Raw genomic sequence first — 20,609 nt, 5'->3', positions numbered from 1 at the left:
ATGGCCACCAAAAAAACACCCCAAAAAGCCAAAGCCGGTGACACCGCCAAAGGCAGCCGCAAGCCCGTGGCCGCCATCGAGCACCCTTACGACGCCAAAGACCCTGGCGCAGCCAAACGTGTGTTCATCCCCAGCCGCGAAGAAGCCGGGCAAGAGGCCGACGCTGTGCAAGGCCTGCCCACCGTCAAAGCCGTGCCGCTCAACCCTGTGACCCACCGGGGCCAAGACCCCGAGCTTTTCTGGCTGCACAAATACGGCGAGTCCGACCAGCAAACGGCGCTCAACGTAGACATTCGCAGCCTGTACCGGCACGAACACATTGCGCCTGAAAAAATCATTGCCCGGCTCTATAGCCTCAAAAGTCGCGATGCTGCGCAAGACGAACTGTTTGTCAACGAGCTGCACGGCAACCCGCTGGCGCTCGACGAGCTGGACAAACCCGGTGCCTACTACCGCCACAGCGACAAATGGCAAAACCGCATGATCCAGGGCGACAGCCTGCTGACCATGACCAGCTTGCTGGAGCGCGAAGGCATGGCCGGCCAGGTGCAGTGCCTCTACATGGACCCGCCCTACGGCATCAAGTACGGCAGCAACTGGCAAATGCGCCTGAACGACCGCAACGTGAAAGACGGTGCCGACGACCACCTCAGCGGCGAGCCCGAAGTCATCAAAGCCTTTCGCGACACTTGGGAGCTGGGCATCCACAGCTACCTGAGCTACCTGCGCGACCGTTTGTTGGTGGCGAAGGAGCTGCTGAGCAATTCAGGCAGTTGTTTTGTGCAGATCAGCGACGAGAACGTGCACCTGGTGCGGTGCTTGATGGATGAGGTGTTTGGGAGTGAGAATTTTGTGAGTCAGATCACTTACAGCACGACGAGCGGGCTGACCTCAAAATATATGAACTCCGCATGCGACTACTTGCTTTGGTATGCCAAGTCGAAAGATCAACTCAAATACCGCGACCTTTACAAGGCCAAAGACGATCCACGCTACGACGAAGGCTCCAAATACGATCAATTGGAGTTGTCGGATGGCACACGGCGCGCCATGACCGCAGATGAGAAACGCGGCATGTCCGTGCTCCCGGCGGGAAGCCGGATTTTTCGAGTTGACAATATTTCCAGTCAAGACCCACCGAAAGAACCGACGCCATTTGAGTTTGATGGCATGACCTACCGCCCCCCCAAAGGACGCCACTGGACAGCGCGCTACCCTCATGGCATGGAGGCACTGAAAAAAGCGAATCGGATTTGCAAAACAGGTGCAGGCCTTGGTTTCGTGCGCTACTTTGACGACTTCGCCTACCAACCATTGAACAACATTTGGTCCGACGTCGGCGGCACAGTGCAAAGCCGTTCCGACCCGAAGGTGTATGTGGTTCAAACCGGTGCCGACCTGATCAAACGCTGCATCCTCATGACCACCGACCCCGGCGACTTGGTACTGGACCCAACCTGCGGCAGCGGCACCACGGCGCATGTGGCCGAGCAGTGGGGCCGCCGCTGGATCACCACCGACACCAGCCGCATTGCGCTGAACATCGCCAAAACCCGGCTGATGACCGCCACCTACCCTTGGTACAAGCTGGCCGACACGGCAGCCGGCGACATTCGCCATGGTTTTGTTTATACGCAGGTTCAACAAACATCCATCCGATCAATTGCTAATAGTGAACCAGAGGAGTCCGTTTTCCTGTTCGAACAACCCGAGACCGACAAAAAAAAGCTGCGTGTGGCCGGACCCTTCACGGTCGAGACACTGCAAAGCTTTGAGCCCCTGGCCCCCAACCAGCTCCGCACTGCCAATGCCGACATGGACAATGTGCAGCGCTTCACTGACCGGATTTTTGAGCACCTTAAAACGGCTGGCATCAAAAACGGCGACCGCAATGAAACCGCCGTGTTCAGCCGGGTGGACCTTATCAACGATGCCGAAGGCGCTTTGCACGCCGAGGGCTGGTACGACACCGCCCAGGGCGAGCGCAAGGCCTATTTGGTCATTGGCCCGCAGTTTGGCAGCGTGAGCAAAGCAGCAGTCAATGCGGCGGTCAAGGCCTGCAGCCGCCGCGCTGACGCCGATTGGCTGGTGATCTTGGGCTTTGCGTTCGAGAGCGACATCGACAACCGCAGCGTCACCCGCAAGGTGGGCAGCTTCGAGGTGACCAAGGCCCGCATGCACGACGATTTGATGCAAGAGGGCTTGATCAAAAAAGACAAAAAAGCCGCCAGCTTTGTCACCATTGGCGAGCCGGACATTGGCTTGATTCGCAGCGCGGGCAGCGTGCAGGTGGAGATCAAGGGCCTGGACATATACGACCCGGTGCGCGACGAGGTCAAGGGCCGCAGCGTGGCCGATATTTCGTACTGGATGCTGGACGACCAGTACGACGGCTCCAACTTCATGCCCAGCCAGGTGTTTTTTTGCGGTGGCGACAAAGACGAGTTTGCCAAGTTCAAAAAAGGCTTGCAGTCCTTGGCGGTGGCCTCCACCAAAAAAGCGGCCGAGCAAACCCTCAAGATCGAGCTGGACGACGAGGCGTTTGAGCGCCTGTATGGCTTTGTCTCGCACCCGGTGCAGGCCGACAAAGGCCGCAAGCTGGCGGTGCGCGTGATCAGCCAGTTTGGCGAGGAGAGCACCAAGGTGATCGTGCTGTGAGTGCACGTGCGGGTGACCCTTCGGCCCTTGTTCAAGCGCAGGCCCGTCAACTTTTCCAAGACCTGAGCGATGAAACGCTGAGCGATATGGCGGGCGGCAAGGTGTTTGCCCGTGGCAAAGCTTATGCCGCCAGCGGGGCGGTGCAAGAACTGGAAGATTTGGCGCCCACACCTTTTCACTTGATGGGTGCACGCGCCAGGGTGCACGGCAGCGAGGTTTACGACACCGAAATCTGGTGGTTGCCTGACGATGATTTGAACGGCGACTGCGACTGCCCGCAGGGGCGAGAGGGTTTATTTTGCAAACACCAAGTTGCCCTGGCTTTGGTGTGGCGTGCGAGGTTGAGGGGCGGCTCCGTGGTGCCAGACCCGGATGCGGTGAAGAAAATGCAGGCAGCCGCCAAGCGCGCGCAAACCCGAGCCAGCAACATCGAAACCCTGCGTCAATTTGTTTTTGCCCAAAAGGCCGAAGATCTGGCGGCCTTGTTGTGGCATCTGGCCGATTGGGACAAAGAGGTGATGGCCCGACTCAAAGCTTGGCAAGCCCAGAGTGCGGCCAAAAACAGCTCGGAGGGTGGCAATGTTCGTGCTGCGCAAGCAGTGGTTCGCGAGTTGCTCAAAAACCCCAAAGGGTATCTGGAGCCGCGTGATTGCGGGCCGTATTTGCGCCGGGCGGAACAAATGTTCCCGATCATCGAAACCGTGCTCGAGCAAACGCCAGCCCAGGCGCGGGTCTTGTGCGAAGACGCGCTCAAACGCCTTTACAAAGTGGGCGAGACGGCCGATGACTCGTGGGGCGGTGAGTTCAGTGAACTGATTCCCCAAACCACCGACCTGCTCAAGCGTTGCTTGCTGGCCGACCCGCCGCCCGCCAGTTGGCTCAAAACCTGGTTGGCTTTGGCCCAGCAAGACCCTTGGGGTTTGAGCCCCAGCAAGGAGGTCATCGCAGCCGCTGGCCCCGCTGTGCAAAAGGCCTACAGCTTGCAGGTGGCGAAAGACTGGCAGGAATGGCATGCGACACACCCCAAAGCGCAAGGCCACTGGGACCGTGATCGCAGCGAACGTCGCAGCGCCTATTTAGACGATTTGAACCGGCAAGGCGACGAATCAAGCGTATTTGCTGTGATGAGCAGCACAGCCGACACCCCCGGCGAATGGGCTGAGCTGGTGCAGTGGTGCGAAGCGCGTCAGCGTTGGCGCGAGGCCATGGCCCTGTCACAAAAAGCGTTCAAACAACACCCCACCGATGCGCGCATCGAATCGGCCCTGTTGAGGGCTTATGAGCGCGATGGGTATGACGAGGAGGCGCTGTCCATTAGGCAAAAAAGGCTGCAAAGCCAGCCCAGCAGCGACCATTACAAAGCGGTGCTTCAAGCCGCACAGCGAGCGGGACGTGACGTGCAGGCATACCGACAATCGCTGATGGATTGGGCTGCGTCCCAAGAGCAACGCACCGAGCGGGCCTGGGGCAGTCCCAGCGGTCGAACCATCGTGGATATTTCGGTGCGTGTGCGGTGGCTTTCAGAGGTGGAAAAAGATATGAGTGCAGCCTTGGTTTTGGTCATGCAACAGGGTGTGCAATGCGATGCTCGGCTGCTGTTGGCCTTGGCCAGCCATCTGCCCAAGTCGCAAGATGTGCAAGCCAGGGTGCTGTTGCTGCGCTTGTTTGAACACACCATGCCCCGAGCCAGTACGCCCTACACAGAGGTTTTGAATCTGGTGCGCTTGGCGCTTGACCGCATGAATGTCGATGACAGAGCGCTTTGGTTGGCCAGCTTGCGTTCACAATACAAGGCCAAGCGAAACTTCACCAAAGAGCTACCGATTTCATGACCGCTTTCCCTGCCCCGCACACCCCTGCCCTCCACACCTCGGCCCTGACTTCTTTGCCCCTGCTGGCGCGTGGCAAGGTGCGTGACAACTATGCTGTGGGAGACGATCGCATTTTGATGGTGGCGTCGGACCGCATCAGCGCCTTCGACGTGATCATGGGCGAGCCGATTCCAGGAAAAGGCGTGCTGCTCACGCAAATGGCGCTTTTTTGGTTTGACCAGCTTGGCCCCAAAGGCCTGAACATTTGCCCGATCCACCTGACGGGCGATGCCCCCGAGAGCGTGGTCTCCGCTGCCGAAGTGCCCCAAGTGCGGGGCAGATCCATGCTGGTCAAGCGCCTCAAACCCATTCCGGTCGAGGCGGTGGTGCGCGGTTATCTGGCGGGCAGCGGCTGGAAGGAATACCAAGACAACCAGGCGGTGTGTGGCGTGAAACTGCCTGCTGGCCTGAAAAATGCCAGCCAACTGCCCGAACCCATCTACACGCCCGCAGCCAAAGCCGCAGTGGGTGAGCACGATGAAAACATCACTTTTGAGCAAACCGTGGCGATGATCGGGGCCAACCTGGCCACCCGCATCCGCGACATCAGCATCCAGCTCTACAAAGCAGCGCGCGACATCGCTGCGGCCAAAGGCATCATCATTGCCGACACCAAGTTTGAGTTTGGGCTGGATGCCGACGGCACTTTGGTGCTCATGGACGAGGTGTTGACGCCCGACTCGTCGCGCTATTGGCCCGCCGACAGCTACAAGGAAGGTGCCAACCCGCCCAGCTACGACAAACAGTTTTTGCGTGACTGGCTGGAAACTGCGCAAATTAACGGCAAGCCTTGGGATAAGACCCCGCCTGCACCCCGCTTGCCGCGAGAGGTGATCGAAAAGACCGCGGCTAAATACGAAGAGTCCATGAAAAAGCTGATGGCTTGATCAAGCCCCTATGGCGATCCAGGTCAGTGCGTCCATGAGTAAGGTGGTGCTGGCCACCAGCATGCTCGCACAGGCCACTGTGCGGCCCCGTGGGTGCAAAGTGGCCATCCAAAAAACAGCCAAAAACACAAACTCAAGGACGCCGCGCAACCATAAATAGCTGCTGCTGGTGATCCAGGCGGCCGTAGCGGGACTCATGAGCAAGGCATACAGAAAAATGCCTTTGACCAGCCAAAGGGCCGCACCCCAATGCGGCAAGCTGTGCCAAAGCCGCTGCTCATCAGCGCCCGACAGGTTGGGGTTGATGGCCAACAAGCAGCGCATCTCTTCAGCGGTGATTAATGGGTTGGTGCGTGACATGGTTTTAAATGAATACCAAAGGTTGATTATCCATTGTAGGTGGACCCATCAGGAAAAAAACATGGGCAGCCGGCTAACCATCTTTAAAAACCGTAAAGTTGTGTAACGCGTGCATCACTGGTAAGGGGCTGCGGTGATGAACTCGTTGAAGCTTTCGCACCAAATCACCACCGCTTTGTATTGGGCAGGGTCAATCGTGGCAGGCAAGGGGACGACAAAATTTTGGAATGTTTTGACGTCGGCCACCTGAACCATCTGAGATTTGAGCCGTTTGAAGTCGGCTTCGGTTTCTACAAACGCAGGCGACAGGTACAGCTTGTAATCAGGGCCTGGCGATAACGCACCTTGCAGGGCGATGGTGTGGGCGCCAATGAACACTTGGCCTTGGCCCCAATGCAAGGCGTCGCTGTCCTTCAAATCACGCCGAAAAACACCTGTGAAACGAGGCGAAGCGCTGGCCGTGTTCAATTCGCTGTGGGTGGGTGCTGGCGGGGCTGTCAGGATGGGGAGAAAGTAAACCCCGAAACCAAAGCCCAAGACCAAGGTCCCCAAATGGGTGATCAGCCAAAACCAGGATTTCATGATGAAGGACTCCAGCGGTTGAACAGGTTGAAGCCAGGCTTGGGACAAGGCCCGTTGAAGCAGTGGCTGCGCCTCGCTGCCGCAAGCTGCAGGCTTGCGGCAGGTGACACGGGTCTTACTGTTTGGCGCCTTCCGTCAAGCGACGGCTCAAAGAGATGGCGTAGGGCGCGGCACGGGCTGCAATCATGGGATCGGCAGACGGCACAACGCCCTTGGGCATGACGTTGGGGTTGTAATTGGTGGTCAAACAGGCACCGCCGCCGTCTGAGGAAACCGAGGTGACTTTGAGTTGACCCAGGTTGACCTTCTTGCGGCCCTCGGGCAGGGGCGTGGTGGCGCTGTCAATTTTGTCGCCCGCTTGCGCCAATTCAAAATTGAAGTTGAAGGCCACGTTGCCAGCCTTGACCCGTTCACGCAGGTCGTCAAACAAGAATTGCGGGCCTTTGGCTTTGGCCTCTTCATCGCTCAAGCCTTGCACGCCAGCGACGGGTTCAAACACCCATTTGCCATACTGGGTTGCACCTGCTGTGTTGACCAAGCCGAAGGCGTGAACACCCCAGTAATTGATGCTGGCATAACTGGCGGGTACCGGCTGTGAGGCCAAGAACTTGGGCAGCAAAAGAATTTCGGGGTTGGCATCGTTGAAGGCTTTGACCTTGGCTGGGTCTGGCATTTTGGTGGCCGGGTCGGGTTGGCGCGAAGCAATCAATGCCAAAAACTGTTCGGGTGTGGAAGCCCCGAAGACCGGGGCGGAAATGTTGCCCATCAACCACTGCTCACCGTTGGACAAATTGAACGCCAGAGCCAAATTGCGTTGCGACTTGGCGTTGTCGGGGGCTTTGGGGTTGGCGCCGCCGACCGAAAAACGCACGACCACGGGGATGGGTTTGCCTGCAAAAACACTGGCGGAGGATAAATTGCGCGCCTCCGAGGTGCCCACAAATTCGCCTGTGGCGCAGATGCCTTTGGCACCCGAGCGGCGATGACCTTCAAATTTGCCAAAAGTGGCTTCAAACTGGTTGATGAAGGCGTTGGGGTCGTTGGCATTGGCCATGGTTTGGGCTTGTGCGCTCAAACCCATCAAAAGACTGGGCACGGCAAGAACGAATGCGGTTGGAAAAGAAAGGTGCATGGTCAATCTCCTATTGAGGTCAAATAAAAATCAGCAATGAAGGGACAAAATTGCCCCTCTTACTAAGTCGATAATACTTATTATTTATTACAAAATTGACTTAAATAATTTAAAAGTTAATTTTTTAGTGCGAAGGGTTGTTGGTCAATACGCCCGATCATGGGGTCCCCCAGAGTTGTTGAACACGGGCATCGCGGCCACAACTTTGTCTGTAGTAGTTGTAGCGCAAAGGGTTTTTCTTGTAATAGTCTTGGTGGTAGTCCTCGGCCAACCAAAAAGGGCTGGCAGGGGCAATTTCGGTGTGGATCACTGAGAAGCGGCCGCTCTTTTTGAGCCGATCCAAACTCGCCTCGACCACCTTTTTTTCGGCCTCGGATTGCCAGTAAATGCCACTGCGGTACTGCGAACCTGCATCGCAAAATTGACGGTCTTTCACGGTTGGGTCGATGTGGCGCCAAAAATATTCCACCAACTGTGCATACGAGACCACGCTCGGGTCGTAGGTCAGGCGAACGGCCTCGGTGTGACCCGTTCGGCCGGTGCCCACTTGTGCATAGGTGGGCTGTGTTGTTTTGCCTGCTGTGTAGCCGGACTCGGCCTCCAAAACCCCAGGGAGTTTTTCAAAGTCTTTTTCGATACACCAAAAACATCCGCCGGCAAAAATGGCCGTGGCTTTGGGGTCCGGGGTTTGTGCTTGGGCAAAGTGCAGTCCGCCGAGCAGACCAATGGCGCCCAAGGCGCCAGCCATTTGACGCCAAATGTGAGTTTGGAACATGTGCAGTCTCCGATCTTCAGGAGCGCAACGCGGGCAGGGCTTGGCCAAGCGGCACAAAATCCAATGCAACGCCGTTGTTGCAGTAGCGTTTGCCCGTGGGCTGGGGCCCGTCGTTGAAAACGTGGCCTTGGTGGCCCCCGCAACGCAGGCAGTGGTATTCGGTGCGGGGGACAAAGAGTTTGAAATCCGTGCTGGTGCCCAAGGCGGCCGTCAAAGGCTGATAAAAACTGGGCCAGCCCGTGCCGCTGTCGTATTTGTGGGCGGCATCGAACAAAGGCAGCTTGCAAGCGGCACAGACATAGGTGCCTGGGCGTTTTTCCGAATTCAGCCCGCTGGTGCCTGCCATTTCGGTGCCATGTTCAAACAGCACCCCATAGGCGCTGGGGGGCAGGAGACGCCGCCACTGGGCCTTGTCCTTCACCAGCTGTCCAGGGTTCTGGCTGGCGGCCAGTCGGGGTAAAACCAAGGCAGCGCCCAAGGTGGCAAGATATTTGAACAGTTGACGTTTTTTCATGGTGGTTTAAATCCTAAAGTGCAACACAGGGATGTACTTCAGTCGGGCGCACCGAGAAATTCTTACAAGAGCTGCCCTGTTGCCAGGGGGAAACTTCGTGACTTTCAGATGTCGTCAGAGCCGTAATGGCGCCATTGCTTCATTGCGTTGCGCAGGGTCAGCACTTGCCGGCGAAAGACAGGGCAAGTCTTGCAGATGGACAGGTGCACGCGCAAAGCCCATCGATCGGTCCAAGGCAGTTCCCGGTCTTCTTGCGCGATGACCAAGGCCACCACTTCTTTGCAACTGCGCCGAAATGGGATGTGTGAGATCAAGGAGTTCATGGACTTGCAAACCAGTTCAGTTCCAGACATTCACGCAAGCGCAGGCGTGCGCGGTGCAACTGGACGTACAAGTTGGTCGGTGTCAACGCCAGCTCCTTACAAATTTCTTCACAGGACATCTCCAGCCACTCCCGCATGAGAAACAAACGCGCTTGGACCGGGGGCAGCTTTTGGGTGCAAGCCTCCATCACTTGCATGAATTGCTGCGAGCCCAGTTCCTGTTCGGGGTTACCCCAATCAGCGGGTGCATGGGCAAAGTGCCCGTTGGCCGTGAAAGCCATGTGTTCCAGGGGGTCGGCATGCTCGTCCTCTGAACCGCTGTCGAGCACCACTTCGCGCCCACGTTGGCGTAGCCCGTCTATGACCTTGTACTTCAAGATACCGATCAACCACGTTTTGAGCTGCGAGCGTCCCTGGAAGGCTTGCGGCTTGGTCAGTGCGGCCAACAAGGTCTCAGACACCGCATCCTCGGCCCAGGTGTCGTTGCGCAATTGCAGGCGCGCAAAACGCAACAGGTCTGAGCGCAAGGCCACAAGTTGGCGCTCAAACTCAAGCGGGGATGGCCGATTTTCCGAGTGGCTGGGTGGCGGCTGAGGGGAGGGCGTGTCGGTGCTTTCAGAGGTCAGTTTCATGCCGTGGGGCCAGGGTGTGTGTCGTGGTGTTTGCCGGAGGAGTCTAACGGCAATTGTCAGTTCAGCATCATGCTCAGCTTGCGCCGGTAGCTGGAGATCATGGCCATGTGCGGATCTTCTTGAAGCGCAGCTTTGCCCATCAGTTCGATGCCGCCAGCCGATTTGCCGGTGGCGTCTTGCGCTTTGGATTTGGGCGGCGTCATCAGCTCCAGCAGGGCGACGAAGGTTTTACGCGGGGCTTCGTCATCCCATTTTTTGTCGCGCATGATGATTTCCAGCAACTCGTCCATGGCCGCTTCCCACTGGCCTACGGCGATCAGCAGACGGCTTTTGGCAAAGCGGGTTTCAAAGTCGCGCTTGTTTTGGCTAATCAGTTCGTCAAATTGGGCCAGTTCCCACTGACCACGCGGGTCGGTGGTGACGAATTCCAGGGCGTTGAGCCAGTGGGTTTGGGCCTCAAAGCGCAGCGGTACTGGGATGCGGGACATGGCCGGGGCCAGCAAGGCGGCGGCTTCGGCCAGTTCGCCCAGGCCAATCAGCAGCTTGACCAAGTCAAAGCGGGCGTCGTCGTTGCCGGGGTCCGTGGCCAGAGCCTGCTCCAAGGCGGCGCGGGCGCTGTGCGCGTCGCCTGCTTCCAGATGTTGCTGGGCTTCTTGGGCGGCTGCCTGGGCTTGTAACTCGGTTTCGGCTGGCAGGTGCTTGTCCAGGAACTGCTTGACCTGGCCTTCTGGCAAGGCACCCATGAAACCATCAACCGGCTGGCCATTCATCAGCAGGACGCAGGTTGGGATGCTTTTGATGCCAAAGGCCTGGGCCAGTTGCTGTTCTTCATCGGAGTTGATCTTGACCAGCTTGAAGCGGCCTTCGTAAGCGGTTTCCACTTTTTCGAGGACGGGGCCCAGCGATTTGCAAGGACCGCACCAGGGCGCCCAAAAGTCGACCAACACGGGGGTAGTCATTGAGGCGGCAATCACCTCGGCTTCAAAGTTTTGTATCGTGACGTCCATCATGGCGGGCAGTGTTCCGGGTTGTGTTTCGGCTCCGGGTGGAGCGAAACCTTAAAATTCAGCATTGATCACGAAAAGCACCCAATGACTCAAGCGCTCATCGGCGTCGTCATGGGTTCCAGCTCCGACTGGGACACCATGCAACACGCAGTCCAGATTCTCCAACAGTTTGGCATCCCTCACGATGCCCGTGTGGTTTCAGCCCACAGAATGCCGGACGATATGTTCGCCTATGCACAAAGCGCCGCTGAGCGGGGTTTGCAGGCCATCATCGCGGGCGCAGGCGGTGCAGCCCATTTGCCCGGCATGATCGCCGCCAAAACCGGGGTGCCCGTCCTTGGCGTGCCGGTCCAGACCAAGGCCCTGTCGGGTGTGGATTCGCTGTACAGCATGGTGCAAATGCCCAAAGGCGTGCCCGTGGCGACCTTTGCCATCGGTGCTGCAGGCGCGGCCAATGCCGCCCTGTTTGCCGTGGCCATGCTGGCCAACCACGATCCGGCCCTGCGCCAAAAGCTCGAAGCCTTTCGCGCCCAACAAACCGAAGCCGCACGCGCCATGAGTTTGCCGCCTTTGTCGCCCGTGCTGGGGGCCGCATGAGCCGGGCCATCTTGCCGGGCGCCCTGGTCAATGGCCAGCCTGCTACCCTGGGGGTGATGGGTGGGGGCCAGCTGGGGCGCATGTTTGTGCAGGCTGCGCAGGCCATGGGTTACTTTACTGCCGTGCTCGACCCCGATGCCGCCAGTCCGGCGGGCCTGGTCAGCCACCACCACATCCAGACCGATTACCTCCATGAACAGGGCTTGGCGCAATTGATGCAGCGCTGCGCTGCCATCACCACCGAATTTGAAAACGTGCCCGCGCCTGCCTTGACCACACTGGGCGCTCACCGCCCCGTGGCCCCCAGCGCCGATGCTGTGGCCATTGCACAAGACCGCGCCGCCGAAAAAGCCCACTTTGTGCGTTGTGGTGTGCCGGTGGCCCCGCACGCCCTGATCGAGACGCCCGCGCAACTTGCGGCCTTACTGGGCCAGCCAAACAACCCCTCAGGGGACGGCGCTGCGGGCGAAGCGATGAGCGTGAAGGCAGACCTCTTTCCGGGCATCCTGAAAACCTCGCGCATGGGCTACGACGGCAAAGGCCAGATCCGCGTTAAAAACCGCGAAGCCCTGGCCGCTGCTTGGGCTGAACTGAAAAGCGTGCCCTGCGTGCTGGAAAAAATGCTGCCGCTGCAAGCCGAGTGCTCGGTCATCGTGGCGCGGGGTGCCGATGGGCAGATGGTGAATTTTCCGGTGCAGCTGAACCTGCACCGCGAGGGCATTCTGGCCGTGACCAGCGTGTACGAAGGTGCCGTGCCCGCCGACTTGGCCGTGCAAGCGGTGCAAGCCACCCGGGCCATCGCCGAGGGCCTGAATTATGTGGGCGTGTTGTGTGTGGAGTTTTTCATCCTCGAAGGTGGCCAGCTGGTCGTGAACGAAATGGCGCCACGCCCGCACAACAGCGGACACTACACCCTGAACGCTTGCGACCAGTCGCAGTTTGAGCTTCAGGTGCGCACCCTGGCAGGCCTGCCCCTGACACCACCACGCCAGCATTCACCGGCCATCATGCTCAACTTGCTGGGCGATCTGTGGCCCGAGGCCTCGGCCAAGGGTCCGACCAGTCCTGCCTGGGCGCCGGTGCTGGCGCTGCCTGGCACACATTTGCATTTGTATGGCAAGTTGTCGGCCCGCCCGGGGCGCAAGATGGGCCACCTGAACATCACCGGTGACAGCTTGGAGGCGGTGCGTGCCACGGCATTCCAAGCCGCGGCCTTGCTTGGCATCGAAGCGTTTTAAGGCGGCCCATGATCCTCGCGGCAGATGAACAGGCCATTGCCCGGGCCGCGCAGGCTTTGCAGGCGGGCCAGTTGGTGGGCATGCCCACCGAAACCGTGTATGGCCTGGCCGCCAACGCCACCGATGATGCGGCTGTGGCCCGTATTTTTGAGGCCAAAGGGCGACCTGCCGATCACCCGCTGATCGTGCATGTGGCCAGCACCACCCAAGTGCCGCTGTTTGCTGCCCAGGTGCCCGACTTTGCCCAACGCCTGATGGCGGCATTCTGGCCCGGGCCCCTCACCCTGATCTTGCCGCGCCAGCCTGGTGTGGCCACGGCCTCGGCGGGTGGGCAGGATTCGATCGGTTTGCGTTGTCCTTCGCACCCGGTGGCGCAGGCATTGCTCACTGCATGCCTGGCCCTCGGTGTGCAGGGTGTCTCTGCGCCCAGTGCCAACCGGTTTGGCCGCGTGAGCCCGACCACGGCAGCGCATGTACAGTCCGAGTTGGGTGCTGACCTGTTGATTTTGGACGGCGGCGAATGCGATGTGGGCATCGAGTCCACCATCATCGATTGCACGCGGGGTGCGCCGGTGTTGTTGCGCCCCGGCCAAATCACCCGTGTACAGATCGAGGCCGCTTGCGGGCGGGCCGTGCTGGACAAAAACACGCCCATTGAAACGATGGGCCAATCCGCGCCCCGAGCCTCAGGCACGCTCGAATCACATTACGCCCCACGCGCCAAAGTGCGACTGATGTCGGCGCAAGACATCGCCCGCAAACTGCAAGCTCTGGGGCCACATGCCAACAATCTCGGGCTTTGGTCTGCAGAGCGCCCCGACGCGGGTGCTGGTGTGTTGTGGCGCCAACAACCCGCCAGCGCCGATCAGGCGGCGCATGCGCTGTTCAGTGTCTTGCGAGATCTGGATGCGCGCGGTGTGCAGCAAATCTGGGTGCAACTCCCACCCGACACCCCGGAGTGGGAAGGCGTTCGTGACAGGTTGCAACGCGCGGCGGCTTGAGGCTTAAGTGCTGGGCGAAAAAAAGCCCGCACTGGGCGGGCATTTTTGTATAAATCAGGCTTTCAGAACTTCATGCCCAGTCCCAAGCTGAACACGTTGGGGTTGAGTCGGGTGTCAATCGTCTGTCCTGTTGAAAGTGATGTCCGTGTTTTCAGATAAGTCTTGCTGAATGACGCATCAAGCATCCATTTATCAGTCACAACATAAGTGAAGCCGAGTTGGGGTGTCAGTGCAAACTTTGACTCAACGCTCAATGTGGTGGCTGCACCGCCTGGATTGGTCATGGCCGTGAGTGACCCGCTGCCTGCTTCGTGAAAAAAGTAGGCATATGTCAAACCCAATCCCAGGTAAGGCCTGAACACTGAATTCGCTTCATTGAAGCGGTATTGACCAAAGATGGTGAAAGGCAATGCTTTGACGCTGCCGATTTGACCGGCGCCCGCAATGGCGCCATCGCCGTACAACTTGTGCTTGAAGGGCAGCGCAATCGGTACATCCACCGAGAAATGATCGGTGTACATGTACGTCAACCCGCCACTCAATTGGGTGTCTGCGCCCACATCGGTTTTGGTGCCAATGGTTGTACCGATGTTGTAAAAGCTAGGCGCGGTCATGTTATCGCTTGTGACTTGGGGCGAAACGTTGGTCGCACCCATGCGAAAAAGCCACGAGCCAGCCGATTGGGCGCTGACGCCATAGTTGGCAAAACAAAGAACTGTTGCAGTCACGAACTTCGCTGTATTTTTCATGTGTATTGCTCCTGAAGGTTCAATGACTCAAAACCATTTGGCCAAGACCAGTTCTTTGGCAACCAGTTGCGCCATCAACTGATAGCCGTAGGGCGTGAGGTGGACGCTGTCCGCAAACAAGTAGCGAGATACATCACCTGCGTTGATATTCGATGCATTGCAAACCAGTGAGCTACTTAAAAGGTTGCCTGGGCTCGCCAAGTTACAGGCTGGGCTCGTTATGTTCGTTAAGCCATAACGAGTGGGGTTTGTAACTTGATCTTTACTGGCTGTGTAGGCATCGATCAGCAAGACTCCCGAAGTGCCTTGCAGGCCAGCTTGCAATTGGGTATTGAAAGTGGCCACCATCAAATCTATGAGACCTTGTGTGCCTGCAGCGGTACTCTGACCAAAGGGCGTGCCTTTGACATCCGGGATATTGAGCACAACAACGGACTTGGCACCGTTGGCAACAATGAGTGTTTTGATTTGAAAAGCCATCTCTGCGCCAGCGACACCCATGGCTGTAACCGCTGCTTCAGGAGGGAATGTGAGGCCAATTGCGCCCAAATTCATGAACAAATCATTGGCGCCAGCCATCACGGTGACCAGTTCAGTCCCAGAAAATTTGCCATTGACTTTGACCAAATGAGTTGTGATTTGACCCAGAATGGGGACGGTCAATTGCCCTAAAGCAGCAGATGGATCAGGGGCAAGGAGCCTGTTGGCTGGCCCAACTGGATGGGTGACGCGAGACCCACCTTGTGCGTAATTGAAGCAATTGCTAAAGTTGGCTACAGGCACGCTGAATCCGACACTCGCATCGCCATCGAGACCTGTTTGTGCCGCGCAAGGCGCCGATAACCCCAGTTGGGCTGCAATCAGTTCAGTCCAGTTTTTATCACTGGCTGAGTTGACGGTGTACTTGCCGCCACCGAGCGCGGCAACCGTACCTACCTTGTACGTGCCGACATCACTGAGGCTGTCACCAAAAGAGATCAGTGATGAATAGCTGACGCGTAATTTCTGATCGCCATCGCTGCCTCCCCCGCACCCCGCCAAACCCCAGGCCAGCACCATAGCCAAATTTGCGATGAGTCCATATCTTTTGAATTGACGCACGGGTTGTCTCCTGTACTATTAAAAAAAGAACGGCTGTTCTTTTTATATCGTAGGAGAGATACTCTGAACACGGTATCGGGTAAGTACCCATTCCCAGGTATTGCTTTCCGAAAAGATCAGCGATAACGCAGCTTCATCACCAAAATCATCAGCGCCAAGCTGGTGGTGATCGTGTTGGCGATGATGATGGGCCAGGCCATTATCAGCACGCCGTAAACCAGCCACAGGGCAACGCCTGCAGTGAACAGGCTGTACATGCCCAGAGAGATACCGCTGACATCTCGGGTGCGAAAGGTCTGCCAAACTTGCGGGATGAAGCTGGCGGTTGTCAAAAAGGCGGCCAGCGAGCCGACCCAGTCAATAAGGTTCATGGTTTGGGACCTTGAGCAGACCGAGGGGCGTTGCTTTGGGCGCTGTCGCGCACCGTCCATTCCAGCAATTGGTCGAGTGCCGCACGCGCCTGGTTGGCATTGGGGTGGTGCACGATGGCCACCAGCGTGTAGCGTTGGCCGCTTTGGCCTTGCACATAACCGGCCACAGAGGCCACATCGCGCAGCGAACCGGTCTTGAGCCAGGCATTGCCGATCACGGGTGACTGGGGGTTGCGCTCTTTCAGGCGCGCGGAGGTGCCGTCCACCCCGGCCAAAGACAGCGAGTCGACAAAGTGTTGTGCGTGCGGCCCAGCGTGGGCGGCTTGCAGCAAAGCGGTCAAGGCGTACGCTGTGCTGCGCTCTGATCTCGACAGGCCCGATCCGTTGTCCAGCAGCGGCTCTTCTTGTTGGGCAAACCCGCTGCGCCACCACTGCGCTAGGCGCAAACGCGAGGCCTCGAGGCGGCCTGGCGCCCCCAGCTCGCTGGACAAGGTCAAAAACAATTGCTGCGCCATCACGTTGTTGGAGAATTTGTTGATGTCTTTGATGACCTCGCTCAGCGGCAAGGAGGGCGCTTCGACCAGCAGCCTGGCAGATGACGGGCGCACACCATAACGAACTTGACCGCTCAGTTGCCCGCCAGCACCCAGCCACATGGCGTGCATCACTCGGGGTGCGTACTGTTCGGGCTCGGGGTAGGCCACTGGCCACTCGCGTTCGCCACAGCGTGTGGGGTAGCTGCCTGCAAAGCGCACCTGCAAGGGCTGGCTGAAGTCGGCCTTGAGCTGGCTGCGCCAATCGTTGCAGTTGCCGCCGTTCAGGGGCAGCAACACGGGCGTCTCCAGGCCCTTCAGCGGGGGCTCGAAGCGCACCTGCACTTGCCCGCTGGCGGCATCGGGCGTGAACTTGTAGACCACCGCCTTGAAATTCAGCAGCAGCCCGTCGGGTGCCACGTTGTAGGGGCGCAGGGGCTCGTCGTCAAAGGGTTCGCTGCGTTCACGCACATCAAACACACTGCGGTCGAGCACGATGTCACCACGCACCTCGCGCACGCCTGCGGCCATCACCTGGCCCAATAGCTCTTGCAGGCGTTCAACCACCAGCTTGGGGTCGCCGCTGCCTCGCACAATCAGGTTGCCTTGAAGCACGCCATCGCGTACCGGGCCATCGGCGTACACACGGTTTTGCCAGACATGCTGGGGGCCCAGCAAGCTCAAGCCGGCATAGGTCGTGAACAGCTTCATGACCGAAGCCGGATGGGTCGTTGTTTGCGGCTGGTGCGACAGGCGGGGTGACTGCGCCGCAGCAGGCCTGCCCGCTGCGGTGACGGCGGGCAAAGGGGTGATCAGCACGCTCAAGGCCGAGGGTGGCACCTGGGCCTGGCGCAGTGTTTTCAGCACGGTGGTCGGCAAAGCCGCGTTGCTGGATCGCCCAGGCTGTGTGTTGAGCGGCGCCTCGGTCAAAGTCTGGCTGTGCACAGTTGAAGGCGCTGCGCTGGTCCAGACCAGCACAGTGAGCAGGCTGGTCAACACGGCCTTGAGAAAAGGGGTCCGAGCGTGGGTCAGGGTCATGCGTTTAGTCTAACGGGCAGCGCCTGGCGAAGTGGGGCCGTATGATTCGGGCCATGCGATTTTCTTCAAAAACCGTGGGCGTGGCCTCAGCAGTCATCACGGTGCTCATCTGGTCTGGTTTCATTGTCATTGCGCGCGCCTCTGCGTCTCGGGGTTTGTTGCCCTTGGACATTGCGCTGGCGCGCATTTTGGGCGCCAGCAGCATCTTGTTGCCCTGGGCCTGGTGGCTGATGAGGCCTGCCCGGCAGGCCGGCCAAAAGGTGGGCTCGCTGTTCGGCCTGTCGCCCTTGCCACTGGCGCCGACTGTGCAGGCGGGCTTGTTGGGCGGGTTGCTTTATGCCGTGTTGGCTTACGCCGGCTTCTTTTATGCGCCCGCATCGCATGCCGCGGTGCTGATGCCGGGCAGCCTGCCTTTGTGGACCACGTTGCTGGCCTGGCTGTTGCTGCGTGAGAAAGTGTCATCGGCGCGTGCCGTGGGGCTGGGCTTCATCGTGGTGGGCGATGTGTTGGTGGGCGGCATGAGTCTCATGATGGCGTTTGATGGCGGAGAGGTCTGGAAGGGCGACTTGCTCTTCATGGTGGCCGCTTGCTGCTGGTCAGGCTACAGCGTGATGGTGCGTCGCCATGGCCTGGACGCGGTCCGTGCCACCATGGCCATCACGGCATTTGCTTTTCTGAGTTTTGTGCCGGTTTATGGGGTGTTGATCGGCACGGGGCTGTTGCCCACCCATTTGCATCAGGTGCCCTGGACCGAGGTGGCCTTTCAGGCGGTGTTTCAGGGCATGGGCTCGGTGGTCATTTCGGGCATTACCTTCACACAGATGGTGCGCCACTATGGCCCGGTGCGATCAACCATGATCACTGCCCTGGTGCCTGGCTTGGCGGCCCTGGGTGCGGTGTGGTTTCTGGGTGAACCCATGCACTGGAATCTGCTGGCCGGGCTGGCGCTGGTGACCAGCGGTATTTTGTTTGGCGTACGACAAGCCGCAAAGCCTGCTGTGGCGACCATCCCGACGGTCATCGCGGCCGTTACCCCAGTGGTTGAAGTCGGGGCCAAACCATGAGCGTTCTCACGAAAGAATGGCGCTGGTTGGCCTTTGACACCAGCACCGACGTGCTGTCTTTGGCCGTTGCGCGGGGTGATCGGGTCTGGGCGCAAACTCTGCCCGGTGGCGCACAGGCTTCCAGCAGCTTGATCCCGGGGGTGCTCGCCATGCTGGCCGAGGCCGACATGCCTTTGGCTTCATTGGATGCGATCGTGTTTGGCCGGGGGCCAGGTTCGTTCACCGGTTTGCGCACAGCCTGTGCTGTGGCGCAGGGCTTGGCATTTGGTGCCAATCTGCCGGTGTTGCCAGTTGACACCTTGTTGGCGGTGGCCGAAGAAGCGCGCTGGACGCACAGGCATTCAGCTGCCCTGCCTGCCGATGCCCCTTTGACCGTGTTGGCGCTGCTGGATGCCCGCATGGACGAGGTGTACAGCGCCGCCTACCACTGGCAGCCGGTGGGTGGTCAAGATCATGGGCAATGGCAGCAAGCATCGGCCTTGCAGGTCGGGGCACCCGAGAAAATTCAAATGCCTGAGGGTGGCCCTGTGCTGCTGGCGGGCAATGCGTTTGCCGCTTATGGCGAGCGCTTGCCTGCGGGTGAGCGTTGCGTGGCCTTGCCCACCGCAACCGCCTTGCTGCGGCTGGCACCTGCTTTGTGGGCGCAGGGGTTGGCGTTGTCTGCCGATCAAGCCATGCCGCTGTACATCCGGGACAAAGTCGCCAACACCACCGCCGAACGTGAGGCCATGAAGGCCAGTGCGGCGATCGCAAAGGCCACGGTACCCACATGACGCGTTCAGGCACAGGGACTGGCAAAGCCATATCGCACCCTCAGCCTTCAGAGGCGATGCGCAACGCGGTGACTTTGTCCCCCATGACGCAGGACGACCTGGACGCCGTCATCGCCATCGAGCAAACCGCCTACGGCCACCCGTGGACGCGCGGCAATTTTCGCGATTCGCTCAACCCGCTCTTTGACGCCCAATGCCTGTGGCTCGATGGCGAATTGCTGGGCTACTTTTTGGCCATGCGCGGGTTTGAAGAAATGCATTTGCTCAACATCACCGTGGCGCCAGCTCACCAGGGGCAGGGCTGGGGCCACATGATGCTGGACGCCTTGTCGCTCATGTCGCGGCATGAGGGCGCGCAATGGCTCTGGCTGGAGGTGCGCCAAAGCAACCTGCGCGCCTTGCAGGTGTACGCGCGCTATGGTTTTCGGCAGGTCAGCATCCGCAAGGATTACTATCCTGCAGACCGCCAGCAGCGTGAGCATGCGGTGGTGATGAGTTTGAAATTGTGAGCACCAACATGAGCGACCCCACCCGATTTGATCTGAACGAACGCCAACGCGCCATGCTGGCCGAGATGGGTGTGCGCGTGTGGTGGCCCCAGCATGCCGACAGTGCGGCGCCGCAAGACATGCCACAGGCAACAGCACAGGGCACAACACAAGCAGCCGTTTTGGCAGAGCCCGTTGCACAAAAGACGAGCCCTTCCCAGGCGACAGCCGGCCTTGTGGCTGCCTCACGACCCAAGCCCGTTACGCCGCCGATGCGCCCAGCGCCGGTGGTGAAAATTCAAGCGGTCGAGGAGTTGCGAGGCAAGCCGCTGGCCGCTGGCGTGGAGGCCATGGACTGGGGTCCATTGGCAGACGCGGCGGCCACCTGCCAGGCCTGCGAATTGTGTGACCAGCGCAAAAATTCGGTGTTTGGCGTTGGCGATGTGCAAGCCGACTGGATGGTCATTGGCGAACCCCCCAGTGAAGAAGAAGACGCCGATGGCGAGCCTTTTGTGGGCCCATCGGGGAAGTTGCTCGACAACATGCTCAAGGCCATTGGCTTGAGCCGAAAGGCGCAGGGGCAGGGCGGTGTTTACATCACCAACGTACTCAAGTGCCGCCCTCCGGCCCGCCGCAACCCGAGCTTGCAAGAGTTGAGCACCTGCGCCCCTTATTTGGCACGCCAAGTGGCCCTGGTTCAGCCCAAGGTCATTTTGCTCATGGGCCGTTTTGCCATGCAGTCGGTGTTGCAAACATCGGAGCCTCTGGGCAAGCTGCGCGGACAAGTCCACACCTACCAAGGCGTGCCAGTGGTGGTGACCTACCACCCTGCCAGCTTGCTGCGCACCCCCGCAGACAAGGCCAAAGCCTGGGCCGATCTGGTGCTGGCCCTGAGTGTTTTGGGCACCCGCTAAA

Annotated in this window: 22 protein-coding genes; 10 read left to right on the top strand and 12 right to left on the bottom strand. The window is 59.2% G+C overall.

Annotated elements, in window-relative coordinates; genetic code table 11:
* From B9Z45_RS11695 to B9Z45_RS11685, 3 genes are read left to right on the top strand one after another with little or no spacing between them, the layout of a single operon-like run.
* Entirely contained in the window at nt 1-2,658 is a 2,658-nt protein-coding gene (locus tag B9Z45_RS11695; protein WP_158270420.1) for a site-specific DNA-methyltransferase, read from the top strand.
* Entirely contained in the window at nt 2,655-4,490 is a 1,836-nt protein-coding gene (locus B9Z45_RS11690) for an SWIM zinc finger domain-containing protein (protein WP_108407397.1), read from the top strand. Before B9Z45_RS11695 ends, B9Z45_RS11690 begins: the two co-directional genes overlap by 4 nt.
* On the top strand, nt 4,487-5,416 hold the full coding sequence (locus tag B9Z45_RS11685) for a phosphoribosylaminoimidazolesuccinocarboxamide synthase (protein WP_108407396.1): 930 nt from the start codon (nt 4,487-4,489) through the stop codon (nt 5,414-5,416). Before B9Z45_RS11690 ends, B9Z45_RS11685 begins: the two co-directional genes overlap by 4 nt.
* On the opposite strand, the gene B9Z45_RS11680 is transcribed toward B9Z45_RS11685, so the two are convergent.
* From B9Z45_RS11680 to trxA, 8 genes are all read right to left on the bottom strand, one after another.
* The gene (locus tag B9Z45_RS11680) at nt 5,417-5,776 is read right to left on the bottom strand and encodes a hypothetical protein (RefSeq protein ID WP_108407395.1); all 360 of its coding nucleotides are present in this window, start codon (nt 5,774-5,776) and stop codon (nt 5,417-5,419) included.
* Between the two features lie 114 nt (nt 5,777-5,890).
* Nucleotides 5,891-6,358: a DM13 domain-containing protein gene (locus B9Z45_RS11675; RefSeq protein ID WP_108407436.1), complete on the bottom strand. Its 468-nt coding sequence runs from the start codon at nt 6,356-6,358 to the stop codon at nt 5,891-5,893.
* A 115-nt stretch (nt 6,359-6,473) separates the two neighbouring features.
* Nucleotides 6,474-7,490, bottom strand: coding sequence for a catalase family peroxidase (locus B9Z45_RS11670; RefSeq protein WP_108407394.1), 1,017 nt, complete (start codon nt 7,488-7,490; stop codon nt 6,474-6,476).
* Between the two features lie 157 nt (nt 7,491-7,647).
* Nucleotides 7,648-8,265 carry a peptide-methionine (S)-S-oxide reductase MsrA gene (gene msrA / locus B9Z45_RS11665; protein WP_108407393.1) on the bottom strand — a complete coding sequence of 206 codons (618 nt, stop codon included), beginning with the start codon at nt 8,263-8,265 and terminating at the stop codon, nt 7,648-7,650.
* Between the two features lie 16 nt (nt 8,266-8,281).
* On the bottom strand, nt 8,282-8,779 hold the full coding sequence (gene msrB, locus B9Z45_RS11660; RefSeq protein WP_108407392.1) for a peptide-methionine (R)-S-oxide reductase MsrB: 498 nt from the start codon (nt 8,777-8,779) through the stop codon (nt 8,282-8,284).
* Between the two features lie 104 nt (nt 8,780-8,883).
* Nucleotides 8,884-9,102, bottom strand: coding sequence for a zf-HC2 domain-containing protein (locus tag B9Z45_RS11655; protein WP_108407391.1), 219 nt, complete (start codon nt 9,100-9,102; stop codon nt 8,884-8,886).
* Entirely contained in the window at nt 9,099-9,734 is a 636-nt protein-coding gene (locus B9Z45_RS11650; protein ID WP_108407390.1) for a sigma-70 family RNA polymerase sigma factor, read from the bottom strand. The genes B9Z45_RS11655 and B9Z45_RS11650 overlap by 4 nt, the downstream gene beginning before the upstream one ends.
* Nucleotides 9,735-9,790: 56 nt before the next feature.
* On the bottom strand, nt 9,791-10,744 hold the full coding sequence (gene trxA / locus B9Z45_RS11645; RefSeq protein ID WP_108407389.1) for a thioredoxin: 954 nt from the start codon (nt 10,742-10,744) through the stop codon (nt 9,791-9,793).
* Between the two features lie 81 nt (nt 10,745-10,825).
* Between trxA and purE the strand changes: the two genes are divergently transcribed.
* From purE to B9Z45_RS11630, 3 genes are read left to right on the top strand one after another with little or no spacing between them, the layout of a single operon-like run.
* The gene (gene purE / locus B9Z45_RS11640) at nt 10,826-11,338 is read left to right on the top strand and encodes a 5-(carboxyamino)imidazole ribonucleotide mutase (protein ID WP_108407388.1); all 513 of its coding nucleotides are present in this window, start codon (nt 10,826-10,828) and stop codon (nt 11,336-11,338) included.
* Entirely contained in the window at nt 11,335-12,576 is a 1,242-nt protein-coding gene (locus tag B9Z45_RS11635) for a 5-(carboxyamino)imidazole ribonucleotide synthase (protein WP_108407387.1), read from the top strand. Before purE ends, B9Z45_RS11635 begins: the two co-directional genes overlap by 4 nt.
* Nucleotides 12,577-12,584: 8 nt before the next feature.
* Complete coding sequence (locus B9Z45_RS11630; protein ID WP_108407386.1) at nt 12,585-13,577, top strand: L-threonylcarbamoyladenylate synthase; 993 nt, start codon at nt 12,585-12,587, stop codon at nt 13,575-13,577.
* A gap of 62 nt (nt 13,578-13,639) precedes the next feature.
* On the opposite strand, the gene B9Z45_RS11625 is transcribed toward B9Z45_RS11630, so the two are convergent.
* From B9Z45_RS11625 to dacB, 4 genes are all read right to left on the bottom strand, one after another.
* Nucleotides 13,640-14,326 (bottom strand): OmpW family protein, encoded by a 687-nt coding sequence (locus tag B9Z45_RS11625; protein WP_108407385.1) that lies wholly within the window; start codon nt 14,324-14,326, stop codon nt 13,640-13,642.
* A gap of 27 nt (nt 14,327-14,353) precedes the next feature.
* Nucleotides 14,354-15,427 (bottom strand): SGNH/GDSL hydrolase family protein, encoded by a 1,074-nt coding sequence (locus B9Z45_RS11620; RefSeq protein ID WP_233252182.1) that lies wholly within the window; start codon nt 15,425-15,427, stop codon nt 14,354-14,356.
* Between the two features lie 116 nt (nt 15,428-15,543).
* Nucleotides 15,544-15,798, bottom strand: a complete 255-nt coding sequence (locus tag B9Z45_RS11615) for a SemiSWEET transporter (RefSeq protein WP_108407383.1) — start codon at nt 15,796-15,798, stop codon at nt 15,544-15,546.
* Complete coding sequence (gene dacB / locus B9Z45_RS11610; protein WP_108407382.1) at nt 15,795-17,369, bottom strand: D-alanyl-D-alanine carboxypeptidase/D-alanyl-D-alanine-endopeptidase; 1,575 nt, start codon at nt 17,367-17,369, stop codon at nt 15,795-15,797. The genes B9Z45_RS11615 and dacB overlap by 4 nt, the downstream gene beginning before the upstream one ends.
* Before the next feature lie 53 nt (nt 17,370-17,422).
* On the opposite strand from dacB, the gene B9Z45_RS11605 reads away from it, so the two are divergent.
* The 4 genes from B9Z45_RS11605 to B9Z45_RS11590 are packed head-to-tail and all read left to right on the top strand — an operon-like array spanning nt 17,423 to nt 20,608.
* The gene (locus B9Z45_RS11605) at nt 17,423-18,433 is read left to right on the top strand and encodes a DMT family transporter (protein ID WP_108407435.1); all 1,011 of its coding nucleotides are present in this window, start codon (nt 17,423-17,425) and stop codon (nt 18,431-18,433) included.
* Nucleotides 18,430-19,206 (top strand): tRNA (adenosine(37)-N6)-threonylcarbamoyltransferase complex dimerization subunit type 1 TsaB, encoded by a 777-nt coding sequence (gene tsaB, locus B9Z45_RS11600; protein WP_108407381.1) that lies wholly within the window; start codon nt 18,430-18,432, stop codon nt 19,204-19,206. Before B9Z45_RS11605 ends, tsaB begins: the two co-directional genes overlap by 4 nt.
* Nucleotides 19,203-19,715, top strand: coding sequence for a ribosomal protein S18-alanine N-acetyltransferase (gene rimI, locus B9Z45_RS11595; RefSeq protein ID WP_370445839.1), 513 nt, complete (start codon nt 19,203-19,205; stop codon nt 19,713-19,715). Before tsaB ends, rimI begins: the two co-directional genes overlap by 4 nt.
* Nucleotides 19,716-19,723: 8 nt before the next feature.
* On the top strand, nt 19,724-20,608 hold the full coding sequence (locus tag B9Z45_RS11590; RefSeq protein WP_108407434.1) for a uracil-DNA glycosylase: 885 nt from the start codon (nt 19,724-19,726) through the stop codon (nt 20,606-20,608).
* Nucleotide 20,609 lies beyond the last annotated feature (1 nt).

The organism is Limnohabitans sp. 2KL-17 (genome assembly GCF_003063415.1).
Lineage (GTDB): Bacteria > Pseudomonadota > Gammaproteobacteria > Burkholderiales > Burkholderiaceae_C > Limnohabitans_A.
The sequence above is the reverse complement of the archived record's forward strand: the minus strand, read 5'-3'. Positions and strand labels throughout refer to the sequence as shown.

Excerpts from the sequence above, each read along its gene's own strand:
- trxA (WP_108407389.1), bottom strand. The coding sequence starts at position 10,744 with ATGATGGACGTCACGATACAAAACTTTGAAGCCGAGGTGATTGCCGCC.
- B9Z45_RS11625 (WP_108407385.1), bottom strand. The coding sequence starts at position 14,326 with ATGAAAAATACAGCGAAGTTCGTGACTGCAACAGTTCTTTGTTTTGCC.
- B9Z45_RS11590 (WP_108407434.1), top strand. The coding sequence starts at position 19,724 with ATGAGCGACCCCACCCGATTTGATCTGAACGAACGCCAACGCGCCATG.
- B9Z45_RS11685 (WP_108407396.1), top strand. The coding sequence starts at position 4,487 with ATGACCGCTTTCCCTGCCCCGCACACCCCTGCCCTCCACACCTCGGCC.
- B9Z45_RS11655 (WP_108407391.1), bottom strand. The coding sequence starts at position 9,102 with ATGAACTCCTTGATCTCACACATCCCATTTCGGCGCAGTTGCAAAGAA.
- msrB (WP_108407392.1), bottom strand. The coding sequence starts at position 8,779 with ATGAAAAAACGTCAACTGTTCAAATATCTTGCCACCTTGGGCGCTGCC.
- B9Z45_RS11605 (WP_108407435.1), top strand. The coding sequence starts at position 17,423 with ATGCGATTTTCTTCAAAAACCGTGGGCGTGGCCTCAGCAGTCATCACG.
- B9Z45_RS11650 (WP_108407390.1), bottom strand. The coding sequence starts at position 9,734 with ATGAAACTGACCTCTGAAAGCACCGACACGCCCTCCCCTCAGCCGCCA.
- B9Z45_RS11695 (WP_158270420.1), top strand. The coding sequence starts at position 1 with ATGGCCACCAAAAAAACACCCCAAAAAGCCAAAGCCGGTGACACCGCC.
- B9Z45_RS11635 (WP_108407387.1), top strand. The coding sequence starts at position 11,335 with ATGAGCCGGGCCATCTTGCCGGGCGCCCTGGTCAATGGCCAGCCTGCT.
- B9Z45_RS11615 (WP_108407383.1), bottom strand. The coding sequence starts at position 15,798 with ATGAACCTTATTGACTGGGTCGGCTCGCTGGCCGCCTTTTTGACAACC.
- B9Z45_RS11670 (WP_108407394.1), bottom strand. The coding sequence starts at position 7,490 with ATGCACCTTTCTTTTCCAACCGCATTCGTTCTTGCCGTGCCCAGTCTT.
- msrA (WP_108407393.1), bottom strand. The coding sequence starts at position 8,265 with ATGTTCCAAACTCACATTTGGCGTCAAATGGCTGGCGCCTTGGGCGCC.
- dacB (WP_108407382.1), bottom strand. The coding sequence starts at position 17,369 with ATGACCCTGACCCACGCTCGGACCCCTTTTCTCAAGGCCGTGTTGACC.
- B9Z45_RS11680 (WP_108407395.1), bottom strand. The coding sequence starts at position 5,776 with ATGTCACGCACCAACCCATTAATCACCGCTGAAGAGATGCGCTGCTTG.
- tsaB (WP_108407381.1), top strand. The coding sequence starts at position 18,430 with ATGAGCGTTCTCACGAAAGAATGGCGCTGGTTGGCCTTTGACACCAGC.
- rimI (WP_370445839.1), top strand. The coding sequence starts at position 19,203 with ATGACGCGTTCAGGCACAGGGACTGGCAAAGCCATATCGCACCCTCAG.
- B9Z45_RS11630 (WP_108407386.1), top strand. The coding sequence starts at position 12,585 with ATGATCCTCGCGGCAGATGAACAGGCCATTGCCCGGGCCGCGCAGGCT.
- purE (WP_108407388.1), top strand. The coding sequence starts at position 10,826 with ATGACTCAAGCGCTCATCGGCGTCGTCATGGGTTCCAGCTCCGACTGG.
- B9Z45_RS11675 (WP_108407436.1), bottom strand. The coding sequence starts at position 6,358 with ATGAAATCCTGGTTTTGGCTGATCACCCATTTGGGGACCTTGGTCTTG.